This window comes from Kitasatospora sp. Xyl93, from assembly GCF_055383135.1.
The window spans coordinates 5,484,454-5,496,818 of sequence record NZ_AP029185.1 but is presented as its reverse complement, the minus strand read 5'-3'; the positions used below and the strand labels follow the sequence as shown (position 1 = coordinate 5,496,818).

Here is a 12,365-nt window from a genome sequence, read left to right as displayed (position 1 = left end):
CGTCGGCGGGCGGCGGCGCGGGCGGCGGGTCGGCGACGGTTGCGGCCGCCGACAGCTGGTCGGGCGCATACCAGACCGCCCGGAGACGTGACGAAACGTCTCCGGGCGTCTGATCGGTTCACGCTTTCGGCCGATCATATCGATTCAGACATAGGCCTCAAGCGGCCAGTTGACGGCCAATCTCCTGCTTTCACTCCGTCCGCACCGCTCGGCGCCGGCGACGACGCCCCACCGCGGGCCCGACGGGCGCCGGGGCTCAGGCCAGTTCCGCCTCCACCGCCCGCCGTACGGCCTGGAAGTCCAGCCCGTGGTCGGCGACCACCCGGGCCCCGAGGCCCTCCCCCTCGCGGAGCACCCCGAGCAGCAGGTGGCCCACCGCGATCTGCCCCGACTTCAGCCGCAGCGACTCGCGCAGGGACAGCTCCAGCACCTTCTTCGCCCGGGCCGTGAACGGGACGCGCCCGCCCTTGCCGCCACCGGAGCGGAACCAGCCCCGGCGCTTCGACTCCTCCTCCGGCGGGGCGTCCAGCGCGCCCTCGCCGAAGACCGACTCGACCGCCTCCCGCACCGCGTCCAGGTCGACCCCGATCGAGGCCAGCGCCTGGGTCCGGTCCCCGTCCCCGGACAGGCGGCGCACCGCCTGCCGCGCCGTCTCCCGGTCGAGCCCGGCCCCGGTCAGCACGGCGGCGGCCGGGTCGTCCGTCCGGGCCAGGATGGCGAGCAGCAGGTGCTCCGTCCCGACGTGGCCGTGCCGCAGCTCCCTCGCCTCCTGCTGCGCCGCGACCACCACCTGCCGTGCCGCGTGGGTGAAACGCTCGAACATCCTCAGCCTCCGTCCTGGTCGCCGCGGGTACCGCGCTTCGCGTACTTCTTGTGGACCGCCTGCCTGGTCACCCCGAGGCAGACCGCGATGTCCTGCCAGGACCAGCCCTGCGACCGGGCGTTGCCCACCTGCAGGGACTCCAGGCGATCGGCCAGATCGCGCAGGGCGCGGACCGCCCGGAGCCCCACGGCGGGGTCACGACTGCTCGCGGCGGCCGCGAGTTCTCCGCTCTCGCTCATGCCGTCAACTTTGGTTGACACGCGCGCGAATGTCAACCCTGGTTGACATTCGCGGGGCTCAGCCGAACCGCCGTTCCAGCGCCTCCTCGAAGGTCCCGGTGCCGACCGCCCGCTCCGGCGTCAGGTTCCCGCCCGCCCGCAGCCCCCGGCCGACCGCCCCCGGCAGCCGCAGCGGCAGCAGCACCCGCCGCCTGCCCGCCGCCCGCAGGTACGCCTCGGCCAGCTCCCGGTACGTCCACACCCGCGGGCCGCCCACCTCCGGCGCGAACCCGGCCGGCTCCTCCCCCACCAGGTCCGCGACCGCCGCCGCCACCTCCCGCACGTCCACCGGCTGGAACCGCACCCCGCCGAACACCGGGAAGACCGGCAGCTTCACCGAGGCGTCGAAGACCTTCAGCACCAGGTCGTGGAACTGCGTCGCCCGCAGCACCGTCCAGCCCAGCCCCGACTCCCGCACCACCCGCTCGCAGGCGAGCTTCGTCCGGTAGTACGCGAGCGGCACCCGTTCGACCCCGACGATCGACACGTACACCAGGTGCCGGACCCCCGCCTCCCGCGCCCGCGCCCGCGCCACCAGCGTCCGCACCCCCGCCAGGTCCGCCTTCCGCTGCGTGGTCGCGCAGTCCAGCACCACGTCGACCCCGGCCACCGCCTCCGCGATCCCGGCCCCGCTCACCAGGTCCCCGACCACCCACTCGACCCCGTCGCCCCCGTCCCGCGCCCGCCGGCTCAGCCCCCGCACCGCCACCCCGCGCGCCGCCAGCAGCCGCACCACCTCCCGCCCGAGCGTCCCCGTCGCCCCGGTCACCAGCACCGTCCCCATCACGCACCACTCCTTCTCGGCAGAACCCGTCACCCCCTACGGACCGGACACCACCCCCGGACGTGACATCGGCACCCCCGGGAACACGAAGAAGCGGGGCGAGGACCGGGAAGGTCCTCGCCCCGCTTCAGGGGGTCACCTCAGGAGGCGACCACCGGGGTCGGGCGTGGTCAGCTGCAGCCGCTGGTGGAGCCGCAGCCCTCGCAGAGGTAGCAGCTGCCGGCGCGGCGCATCTTGGTGCCGCAGGAGAAGCAGAGCGGGGCGTCGGCATTGAGGCCGAGCTGGATCTCCATCAGCTCCGTGGAGTTGTGGGCCTGCTTCGCGGCCGGCTTGGGCGCCTCGACGGCCGGGGCCGGCTGGACGGGCTTGGCCGCGACGGGGGCGGACTGGGCGAGCGACTCGGTGTCCAGCTCCTCCTCGGCCTCCAGCGGCTCGTACGAGCCCGTCTCCAGGTGGCGCTGGCGCTCCTCGACGGAGTGGATGCCGAGCGCCGAGCGGGTCTCGAACGGCAGGAAGTCGAGCGCCAGGCGGCGGAAGATGTAGTCGACGATCGACTGCGCCATCCGCACGTCCGGGTCGTCGGTCAGACCGGCCGGCTCGAAGCGCATGTTGGTGAACTTCGAGACGTACGTCTCCAGGGGCACGCCGTACTGGAGGCCGACGGAGACGGCGATGGAGAAGGCGTCCATCATGCCCGCGAGGGTCGAGCCCTGCTTGGACATCTTCAGGAAGACCTCGCCCAGACCGTCGTCCGGGTAGGAGTTGGCGGTCATGTAGCCCTCGGCGCCACCGACCGTGAAGGAGGTGGTGATGCCCGGACGGCCCTTGGGCAGGCGCTTGCGGACCGGGCGGTACTCGACGACCTTCTCGACCACGGCGGCCGGGGCCTCCTCGGCCTTGGCCCCGGCGGTCTCGGAGTCCTTCTTCTTGGCCGAGAGCGGCTGGCCCACCTTGCAGTTGTCGCGGTAGATGGCGAGCGCCTTGACGCCCATCTTCCACGCCTCGAAGTAGATCTCCTCGATCTCCTCCACAGTGGCGGACTCGGGCATGTTCACGGTCTTGGAGATGGCGCCGGAGATCCAGGGCTGGATCGCGGCCATCATCCGAACGTGGCCCATGGCCGAGATGACGCGCTCGCCCATCGCGCAGTCGAACACCTCGTAGTGCTCGGGCTTCAGGCCCGGGGCGTCCACCACGTTGCCGTGCTCGGCGATGTGGGCGACGACCGCCTCGATCTGCTCGTCCTGGTAGCCCAGGCGCTTGAGGGCGCGCGGGACGGTGCCGTTGACGATCTGCATCGAGCCGCCGCCGACCAGCTTCTTGAACTTGACCAGGGCCAGGTCGGGCTCGACGCCGGTGGTGTCGCAGTCCATCATCAGGCCGATGGTGCCGGTCGGGGCGAGCACCGAGGCCTGGGCGTTGCGGAATCCGTTCTCGGCGCCGATGCGCAGCACGTCCTGCCAGGTCCTGTTGGCGGCCAGCCAGACCGGGGAGTCCAGGTCGTCGACCGAGACGGCGTCCAGCGAGGCGTCCGCGTGCTGCTTCATGACCTGCCGGTGGGCGGTCGCGTTGCGGGCGTAGCCGTCGTACGGGCCGACCACACCGGCGAGTTCGGCGCCGCGGCGGTAGGCGGTGCCGGTCATCAGCGAGGTGATGGCGCCGGCCAGGGCGCGGCCGCCCTCGCTGTCGTAGGCGTGGCCGGTGGCCATCAGCAGGGCGCCGAGGTTGGCGTAGCCGATGCCGAGCTGGCGGTAGGCGCGGGTGGTCTCGCCGATCTTCTCGGTGGGGAAGTCCGCGAAGCAGATGGAGATGTCCATCGCGGTGATGACCAGCTCGACGACCTTGGCGAAGGTGGCGGCGTCGAACGAGTCGTCGTCGCGCAGGAACTTCATCAGGTTCAGCGAGGCGAGGTTGCAGCTGGAGTTGTCCAGGTGCATGTACTCGGAGCAGGGGTTGGACGCGTTGATGCGGCCGGACTCCGGGCAGGTGTGCCAGTGGTTGATCGTGGTGTCGTACTGGATACCGGGGTCGGCGCAGGCCCAGGCGGCCTCGGCCATCTTGCGGAACAGCTTCTTGGCGTCGACGGTCTCGATGACCTCGCCGGTCATCCGGGCGCGCAGGCCGAATTCGGTGCCGTTCTCGACGGCGGTCATGAATTCGTCGTTGACGCGGACCGAGTTGTTGGCGTTCTGGTACTGGACGGAGGCGATGTCGTCGCCGCCGAGGTCCATGTCGAAGCCCGCGTCGCGCAGGGCGCGGATCTTCTCCTCCTCCTTCACCTTGGTCTCGATGAAGGCCTCGACGTCCGGGTGGTCCACGTCGAGCACGACCATCTTGGCCGCGCGGCGGGTGGCGCCACCGGACTTGATGGTGCCGGCCGAGGCATCGGCGCCGCGCATGAAGGAGACCGGGCCGGAGGCGTTGCCGCCGGAGGAGAGCAGCTCCTTGGAGGAGCGGATCCGGGAGAGGTTGAGGCCGGCGCCGGAGCCGCCCTTGAAGATCATGCCCTCTTCCTTGTACCAGTCGAGGATCGACTCCATGGAGTCGTCGACGGACAGGATGAAGCAGGCGCTGACCTGCTGGGGCTGCTTGGTGCCGACGTTGAACCAGACCGGCGAGTTGAAGCTGAACACCTGGTGGAGGAGGGCGTGGGTCAGCTCGTGCTCGAAGATCTCGGCGTCGTCCTTGGTGGCGAAGTAGCCGTGCTTCTCGCCGGCCGCGCGGTAGGTGAGCACCACGCGGTCGATGATCTGCTTGAGGCTCCACTCGCGCTGCGGGGTGCCGACGGCGCCGCGGAAGTACTTGGACGTGACGATGTTGACGGCGTTGACCGACCAGAAGTCGGGGAACTCGACGCCGCGCTGCTCGAAGTTGATCGAGCCGTCGCGCCAGTTGGTCATCACGACGTCACGCCGCTCCCAGCGGACCTCGTCGTACGGGTGCACGCCAGGAGTGGTGTAGATGCGCTCCATCCGGAGACCGCCCTTCGGGGCCTTGGCGCCCTTGGCCGCGGCCTTCTCGGACTTCGACCCGCGTGCGGAACCGCTCGTGGTGTCTGTCACTTCTCGCTCCTCCTCCTGGGCAAACGCCCGAAGTGCCCCGAAAAGTCCGGGCACTGCTGGTTCGTTCTTCCGGTGTGCGGGCAGGCGGAGACCTCGCCTGCTTACGCACGGTTTGTAGTGTTCTGTGCCCATATTTCGGGCACGCGTGGGCCCCGTGGGGCCGTGGTGGTGCGGAGGGGCCCGTCGGGGCCCGGCGCCGGTGCCTCCTAGGGCGCGGCGGTGGAGACGGACACGCGGGTGTCGTCCGCCTCGGGGGTGTGGGGCCGCTCGGCGCGGAGTTCCGCGATGGCGGCCTCGAAGTCTTCCAGTCCGTCGTACGCCTGGTACACGGAGGCGAAGCGCAGGTACGCGACCACGTCGAGCTCCTTGAGCGGACCGAGTATGGCCAGCCCCACGTCGTGGGTGGTCAGCTCGGCGTTGCCGCTGGCGCGCACGCACTCCTCGACCCGCTGGCCGAGCTGGGCCAGCGCGTCCTCGGTGACCGGGCGGCCCTGGCAGGCCTTGCGGACGCCGGTGATGACCTTCTGCCGGGAGAACGGCTCGGTGACGCCGCTGCGCTTGATGACCATCAGCGCGGCCGTCTCCACCGTGGTGAAGCGGCGGCCGCAGTCCGGGCACTGCCGACGACGGCGGATGCAGCTGCCGTCCTCGGTGGTCCGGCTGTCGACAACACGGCTGTCGGAGTGCCGGCAGAAGGGGCAGTGCACCTCGGGATCCCTCCCTGGCAGAACGTTCGGACCGGTTGAGTCTATGCGATGCGCCCCCGGCCTCGGCAAGCTGATCATGCGGGGCGACCACTAGTACTGGGCACGGAGAGGACTGTAGCCACTACATGTAGGCCTCGGGGGGAGGTGAGCACCTTGGCGTGTCGGTGCCGATTAGACTGCCGTGGTCGAGTTCTGCTCGAACATTTACTCGATGTACAACAAAGCCTTGATCGAGTCAGTCAACTCCCGAATAATTCACTCGAACGTGTGTTTGGCGCAACCTTTCGATAGGAGGCGCGTTGGGCTGGAAAAGGGGAGAGGACAGCCGTCGAGAGGGGCCGCCGTGAACACGATCGAAAGCAACACCATCCCGGTGCAGGAACACTCCCAGTTCAAGGTGGGGCAGCGCACCACGAATCAGCAGGGTCTGGACATCAGCATGGACCGTAGCGAAGACCACCGTCTCCCCGGCGCGGCCCTTTCCGGCGCGCCCCGCGTTCCCGACCAGCCGATCGAACACTCCGCCGCCGTGGACGACGCCCACCCCTCCCCCGCCCGCGCCATGCCCGGCCGCCCCCCCGGCATCCGCACCGACGAGGCGGGTCTCACCGAGCGCCAGCGCCGGGTGATCGAGGTCATCCGGGATTCCGTCCAGCGGCGCGGCTACCCGCCGTCCATGCGCGAGATCGGCCAGGCCGTCGGCCTGTCCAGCACCTCCTCGGTCGCCCACCAGCTGATGGCCCTGGAGCGCAAGGGCTTCCTGCGCCGGGACCCGCACCGCCCGCGCGCGTACGAGGTCCGCGGCGTCGAGGTGGCCCGTCCGAACACCGCCGAGACGGCCGGCCGCCCGTCCACCTCCTACGTCCCGCTGGTCGGCCGGATCGCCGCCGGCGGGCCGATCCTGGCCGAGCAGACGGTCGAGGACGTCTTCCCGCTGCCCCGCCAGCTGGTCGGCGAGGGCGAGCTGTTCGCGCTCACCGTGCGCGGCGACTCGATGATCGAGGCGGCCATCTGCGACGGCGACTGGGTCACCGTGCGCCGCCAGCCGGTCGCCGAGAACGGCGACATCGTGGCCGCGATGATCGACGGCGAGGCCACCGTCAAGCGGCTCAAGCGCGAGGACGGCCGGATCTGGCTGCTGCCGCACAACCCGGCGTACGAGCCGATCAACGGCGACAACGCGACCATCCTGGGCAAGGTCGTCGCGGTCCTGCGCCGGCTCTGAGCGCCCCGGCGGCCGGCCGCCGCACACACCGGGGAGGGGCTCATCGCGATCCGCGAGGAGCCCCTCCGGCGTTTCCGGGGGCCGCTCAGCCCCGCTTCACCACCGGTCGCACCGGCGCCGCCGAGGCGTCGATCGCCGCCAGCGAGCGGCGCACCTGGTTGCGGTCCGTGGTGTACCAGAACTCCGGCATCGAGGACCTGAAGAAGCCCCCGTACCGCTTGGTCTCCACCCGAGGGTCCAGCACCGCGACCACGCCCCGGTCGTCGGCCGCGCGCACCAGCCGGCCCGCGCCCTGGGCCATCAGCAGCGCCGCGTGCGTCGCCGCGACGGCCATGAAGCCGTTCCCGCCGCGCTGTTCGACGTCCTTCTGGCGGGCGCTCATCAGCGGGTCGTCCGGCCGGGGGAACGGGATCCGGTCCATCACGACCAGCTGGCAGGCCGAGCCGGGCACGTCCACGCCCTGCCAGAGCGAGAGCGTGCCGAACAGGCAGGTGGTCGCGTCCGAGGCGAACTCCCGGATCAACTCGCCCAGGGTGTCCTCGCCCTGGAGCAGGACGCGGTGGTCCAGCCGCTCGCGCATCGCCTCGGCGGCCGTCTGGGCACCGCGCATCGAGGAGAACAGGCCCAGCGTCCGCCCGCCGGCCGCGCCGATCAGCTCGGCCAACTCGTCCAGCATGTCCGGCCGTTCCGGGTCCCGCCCGGGGTCGGCCAGATGCTTGGCGACGTACAGGATGCCCTGCTTGGGGTACTTGAACGGCGAGCCGACGTCGATCCCGCGCCAGTGCGGGACGGCATCCTCCCCGAAGCCCGGTTCGGGGTTGTCCCCGGCGGTGCGGACGTCCGGCAGCCGCGCCTCGGAGGGCAGGCCGACCGAGGCGGCGACGCCGTTGAAGTCCCCGCCGAGCTTGAGCGTGGCCGAGGTGAGGACGACCGAGCGCTCCTTGTACAGCCCCTCGCGCAGCAGCCCGGAGACGCTCAGCGGGGCGACCCGCAGCGAGGCGGCGCCCAGCCCGTAGCGGTCGCTGCGCTCGATCCAGACCACGTCGTACTCGGAGTCCTCCAGCAGCCGGTCGGCCGTCTCGTGCAGCGCCTCGGCCGAGGCCATCGCCTGCTTGCGGACGGCGTCCTCGTCGCTGAGCCCCTTGTCCCTGGTCTCGCCCAGCGAGGTGATCACCTGGCGGGAGGCGTCGCGGATCGCGGTGACCGCGTACGCCAGGTACTCGGGCAGCTCCTCGACCCGGCCGGGCTGGGCCGTCTCCATCAGGCCGTGGTAGTTCTCGGCGGCGGCCTGGAGCGCGTCCACCGCCTTCTCGTTGGCCAGCCGCGCGGCCCGCTTCACGGCCCGGTTGACCGCCCCGACGGTCAGCTCCGCGGTGGCCGCTCCGGTGACCCGGTTGACCAGCTCGTGCGCCTCGTCGACGATCAGCAGCCCGTGCTCGGGCAGCACCGGCGCGCCCTCGATCGCGTCGATCGCGAGCATCGCGTGGTTGGTGACCACGACGTCCGCCAGCTTGGCCCGCTCCCGGGCCTTCTCCGCGAAGCACTCCTGCCCGTAGGGGCAGCGGGTGGCGCCCAGGCACTCCTTGGAGGTGACCGAGAGCTGGGCCCAGGCCTTGTCGGAGACGCCGGGGCTGAGGTCGTCGCGGTCCCCGGTGTCGGTCTCGTCGGCCCACTCGCGCAGCCGCAGCACGTCCTGCCCGAGCTTCCCGGTGGGGCCGCCGAGCGCGTCCACCGGATCGAACAGGCCCTCGCCCTCGTCGCTCGGGGTGCCCTCGTTGGCCCGGTGCAGGCACAGGTAGTTGGAGCGGCCCTTGAGCATCGCGAACAGCGGGCGGCGGCGCAGCACCGGGTGCAGCGCCTCGACGGTGCGCGGCAAGTCCCGCTCCACCAGCTGCCGTTGCAGTGCCAGGGTGGCGGTGGCGACCACCACGCGGTCGCCGTGGGCCAGCGCGGGCACCAGGTAGGCCAGGGACTTGCCGGTGCCGGTGCCGGCCTGGACGAGCAGGTGCTCACCGTGGTCGACGGCGGCGGCGACGGCCTCGGCCATCCGGGCCTGGCCGGGGCGCTCCACGCCGCCGACGGCCGCCACCGCGGCGTGCAGCAGCTCGGGGATCCGCGAGCGCGGGACGGCGACGGCTTCCTCGGCCTCGTCGCCGAGGTCCGCCGCCCGCTGGGATTCGGAGTCGTGGGATTCGGAGTCGTTCGTCATGACGCTCCCAGCCTACGGGGCGGGGGTGACAATCCGGTCCCGTTCTCCGGGCTGTCGCACGTCCACGGCGACCAGCGCGTTCGGCACGGTCCCGTACCGGGCGGCGTGCGGGCGGTGCGGGCGGTCCTGGTAGCCGTCCAGCAGCAGCCGGTTGCGGTTGAGGCAGAGCCGGTCGATCCGGGGGCGGAACAGGTCGAACAGCTCGAAGCGCTCGCGCAGCTCGGGGAAGCGGTCCTGGTAGCGGAGCACCTCGGCGCGCAGCAGGGCCCAGAACTCGGTCTCGGGCAGCCCGGTCTGCGCCTCCAGCAGCGGGGCGAGGTAGCGGAAGACGCCGATGAACAGCCCTGAGTGGATGAACTGGCAGAGCCCCTGCGGGCTCTCCCGCAGCAGCACCTCGGCCACCTCGGGGGGCAGGCCGTGCAGTTCGGGCAGGCTCTGCGCGCTGAGGTTGACGTCGTCCACGAAGTCCTTGACCGCGAGCCGGACCGGTACGTCGGACGGGTCGAAGACGACGATCGCGTTCTCGCCGTGCGGGGAGAAGACGAGGCCGTAGCGGTAGAGGAAGTGCAGCAGCGGCGGCATCATCGCGGCGAACAGCCGGGCGGTCCAGTCTCCGGGGCGCAGGCCTGAGCGCTCGATCAGCTCGGCGGCGAGCGCCCGCCCGTCGGAGCCGGTCTGCAGCAGCGCGGCCAGGGTGCGGGCCCGCTCGCCGCCCTCCAGGAAGGGGCCGAGCGGCTGGCGCCAGATCGCGCCGAGCAGCTCCTTGTACTGGTAGGGGGCCTCGGGCAGCTCGCGGTAGAGCGGGTGGTCGACGGTGACGGAGGCGATCTCGCCGAGCAGGACGACCCGGCACTCGTCGCGCAGGTACGGGTCGGCGTCGCGCAGCCCGAGCAGCCAGGCGGTGACGGTGGGCGCGGCCAGCGTGCGCTCGACCGGCAGGCCGCGCCAGACCAGGGTGTTGAGGATGGACAGCGGCAGCTTGACGGTGCAGCGCTCGGGGTGGGCGGTGTTGAAGAAGGAGCGGATGGACTGCTGGGGCAGCCGTGGGTCGCCGTCCGAGGGCAGCGGGACGATCTCGCCGGAGGCGATCCAGGGGGCGAACAGCGGCAGGACCGTCTCCTCCCACTGCCAGGGGTGGACGGGCAGCAGCAGGTAGTCCTCGGCGTCCGGGCCGAGCGCGGCGCGCAGCGCGTCCACGTCGTCCAGCTCGCGGGCGTAGAGCTGCTCGGGCCGTTCCAGGCCGGGCACCCCGCGGTACTCGGCGAGCCGGCGGTGCACCGCGATCCAGGGCAGCGGGCGCGGGCTGCGGGCCTCCGGGGCCCAGCGGGCGGCGTCGGCGGCGGAGAAGCCGATCCGGCCCTTGTTGGGGACGATCCAGGGGTGGCCGGTCTGCCTCCCCTCCAGGGCGGTGTGGTCGAGGTCGGCGAGTTCGGCGGCGGTCAGCGCGGTGGCGAGCTGGCGGGCGTCGGCGGTCAGGGTGGCGCACAGCTCGCGGATCAGGTGGCCGGTGGTCTCGCCGCGCATGCCGAGGGTCTGCCGGGCGTACGGGAGGAAGCGCAGCGGGTCCAGGCCGTCGGGGCGGTCGCAGCGGACGGAGTCCGGGTCGACCTGCCAGCTGTCGTAGGCGCCGCGCCGGGCGGTGAAGCGGTACTCGGCCTCGGGCAGCTCCAGCCGGTACTCGCCGGGAGCGTCGCCGGGGACTGGCCGGAGCAGCTCCTCGTAGGCGAACTCGCCCAGCATCTTGGCCAGCAGGGCGCGGCCGGCCCGCTGCCAGTGCCCGGCGGTGAGGTGCGGGGGCAGGTGGAGCGGCGGTTCAGCGGCCGACGGTTGCGGCACGGGTCAACTCCTGGGGGCGGGGGACGGCGGGGGTCCGGTCGGGGGTCGCGGGAGCGGGGACGGGAGCAGCGGCGGCGGCCGGGGCGGGCGCGGAGCTGGCGGCCGGGGCGGGCGCGGAGGCGGCGGGCGGCGCGAAGCCGGTCCAGGCGGTGCGGTCGGGCAGCCGGTGGACGGTGCGCCCGGTGACGGCGTTGAGGATCACGGCGGCCCGGTGGGCGCCGAGCCCGAGGTCGGGGGTGCCGACGCCGTGGGTGTGCAGCTCGGCGTTCTGGACGTACAGCCCGCCGGTGAGCTCGGGCCGGGTGGCAACCCGGTGGTGCAGGTCGACCCGGTAGCGCCCGGCCTCGTCCCAGTCGATCAGTCCGGCGAGCGGTTCGAGCGCGGCCGGGCGGGCCGCCCGGTAGCCGGTGGCGAGCACCACGGCGTCGGTGCGCAGCAGGTGCTCGGCGCCGGAGTCGGTGTGCCGGCAGTGCAGTTCGAGGCCGCCGCAGGGGCCGGGGCGGGCCGTGTCGACGGCGGTGCCGGGGGTGATCTCGACCGGGGCGGTGCCGATCGGGCGGCCGATGGTGCGCTCGTAGAGGTGGTCGTGGATCTCGGCGAGGGTCTCGGCGCTGGCGGCCTTGTGCAGCTGCCACTGGGCGGCGACCAGCGCGTCCCGGACGGGGGCGGGCAGGCCGTGGAAGTACCGGGTGTAGTCGGGGGTGAAGTGCTCCAGGCCGAGCTTGGAGTACTCCATGGGGGCGAGCGCCCTGGTCCGGGTGAGCCAGCGCAGCCGGACGCCGTCGCCCTCGTGGCGCCGGAGCAGGTCGAGGAAGACCTCGGCGCCCGACTGTCCGCTGCCGACCACGGTGATGTCCCGGGCGCCGGCCAGGTCGGCGCGGCGGTCCAGGTACTCGGCGGAGTGGAAGGCCCGCGGGTGGCCGGCCAGCGGGGCGAAGGCCTCCGGCAGTACCGGCCGGGTGCCGACGCCGAGGGCGATGTTGCGGGCCCGGGCCTCGGAGCGCCGACCGGTCGCGGTGTCGGTCAGCTCGACGCGGTACCAGGGCGCGTCCCAGCGCAGGGCGGTGACCTCGGTGCCGAAGCGGCAGTTGGCCAGCCGTTCGGCGGCCCAGCGGCAGTAGTGGTCGTACTCGCGGCGGGGCAGCTGGAAGCGCTCGGCGAAGTAGAACGGGAACAGCCGGTCCTGCTCGCGCAGGTAGTTGAGGAAGGACCACGGGCTGGTCGGGTCGACCAGGGAGACCAGGTCGGCGAGGAACGGCACCTGCATCCGGGCTCCGTCCACGAGCATGCCGTGGTGCCAGCGGAACTCCGGGCGCTGGTCGCAGAAGAGCGTGCGCAGGCCGGGGACGGGCTCGGCGAGCGCGGCGAGCGAGAGGTTGAACGGGCCGATGCCGACGCCGAGCAGGTCGTACGCGGGGGGTGTCGAGGTGTCCACAGGGGT

General features: G+C 72.4%; 9 protein-coding genes. 1 reads left to right on the top strand and 8 read right to left on the bottom strand.

All coding sequences use genetic code 11. The annotated features are described in order from the left end of the window. Positions 1 to 256: 256 nt before the first annotated feature. The 5 genes from ACZ5GH_RS24405 to nrdR all read right to left on the bottom strand — a co-directional run bounded on the left by ACZ5GH_RS24405 (position 257) and on the right by nrdR (position 5,654). The gene (locus ACZ5GH_RS24405; protein ID WP_464335231.1) at positions 257 to 823 is read right to left on the bottom strand and encodes a Clp protease N-terminal domain-containing protein; all 567 of its coding nucleotides are present in this window, start codon (positions 821 to 823) and stop codon (positions 257 to 259) included. A 2-nt stretch (positions 824 to 825) separates the two neighbouring features. Continuing rightward, positions 826 to 1,062 (bottom strand): RNA polymerase subunit sigma-70, encoded by a 237-nt coding sequence (locus ACZ5GH_RS24400; RefSeq protein WP_387759491.1) that lies wholly within the window; start codon positions 1,060 to 1,062, stop codon positions 826 to 828. 58 nt (positions 1,063 to 1,120) lie between these two features. After that, positions 1,121 to 1,885 carry an SDR family oxidoreductase gene (locus ACZ5GH_RS24395; protein ID WP_464336860.1) on the bottom strand — a complete coding sequence of 255 codons (765 nt, stop codon included), beginning with the start codon at positions 1,883 to 1,885 and terminating at the stop codon, positions 1,121 to 1,123. Between the two features lie 170 nt (positions 1,886 to 2,055). Next, positions 2,056 to 4,947, bottom strand: coding sequence for a vitamin B12-dependent ribonucleotide reductase (locus tag ACZ5GH_RS24390; RefSeq protein ID WP_387759489.1), 2,892 nt, complete (start codon positions 4,945 to 4,947; stop codon positions 2,056 to 2,058). Positions 4,948 to 5,153: 206 nt separating this feature from the next. Further along, the gene (gene nrdR, locus ACZ5GH_RS24385; RefSeq protein ID WP_387759488.1) at positions 5,154 to 5,654 is read right to left on the bottom strand and encodes a transcriptional regulator NrdR; all 501 of its coding nucleotides are present in this window, start codon (positions 5,652 to 5,654) and stop codon (positions 5,154 to 5,156) included. 562 nt (positions 5,655 to 6,216) lie between these two features. On the opposite strand from nrdR, the gene lexA reads away from it, so the two are divergent. Further along, on the top strand, positions 6,217 to 6,879 hold the full coding sequence (lexA, locus tag ACZ5GH_RS24380) for a transcriptional repressor LexA (protein WP_464336859.1): 663 nt from the start codon (positions 6,217 to 6,219) through the stop codon (positions 6,877 to 6,879). An 85-nt stretch (positions 6,880 to 6,964) separates the two neighbouring features. Here the strand turns inward: lexA and ACZ5GH_RS24375 are convergent, their stop codons facing one another. From ACZ5GH_RS24375 to ACZ5GH_RS24365, 3 genes are read right to left on the bottom strand one after another with little or no spacing between them, the layout of a single operon-like run. Beyond that, a complete protein-coding gene (locus tag ACZ5GH_RS24375) occupies positions 6,965 to 9,088 on the bottom strand; it encodes an ATP-dependent DNA helicase (protein WP_464335230.1) in 2,124 nt (707 codons plus the stop codon). Between the two features lie 12 nt (positions 9,089 to 9,100). After that, a complete protein-coding gene (locus ACZ5GH_RS24370; RefSeq protein ID WP_464335229.1) occupies positions 9,101 to 10,924 on the bottom strand; it encodes an IucA/IucC family protein in 1,824 nt (607 codons plus the stop codon). After that, on the bottom strand, positions 10,902 to 12,359 hold the full coding sequence (locus ACZ5GH_RS24365) for a lysine N(6)-hydroxylase/L-ornithine N(5)-oxygenase family protein (RefSeq protein ID WP_464335228.1): 1,458 nt from the start codon (positions 12,357 to 12,359) through the stop codon (positions 10,902 to 10,904). The genes ACZ5GH_RS24370 and ACZ5GH_RS24365 overlap by 23 nt, the downstream gene beginning before the upstream one ends. Positions 12,360 to 12,365: the final 6 nt, after the last annotated feature.

Coding starts and splice junctions, on each gene's coding strand:
- ACZ5GH_RS24405 (WP_464335231.1), bottom strand. CDS start 823: ATGTTCGAGCGTTTCACCCACGCGGCACGGCAGGTGGTGGTCGCGGCG.
- ACZ5GH_RS24400 (WP_387759491.1), bottom strand. CDS start 1,062: ATGAGCGAGAGCGGAGAACTCGCGGCCGCCGCGAGCAGTCGTGACCCC.
- ACZ5GH_RS24395 (WP_464336860.1), bottom strand. CDS start 1,885: ATGGGGACGGTGCTGGTGACCGGGGCGACGGGGACGCTCGGGCGGGAG.
- lexA (WP_464336859.1), top strand. CDS start 6,217: ATGCCCGGCCGCCCCCCCGGCATCCGCACCGACGAGGCGGGTCTCACC.
- ACZ5GH_RS24375 (WP_464335230.1), bottom strand. CDS start 9,088: ATGACGAACGACTCCGAATCCCACGACTCCGAATCCCAGCGGGCGGCG.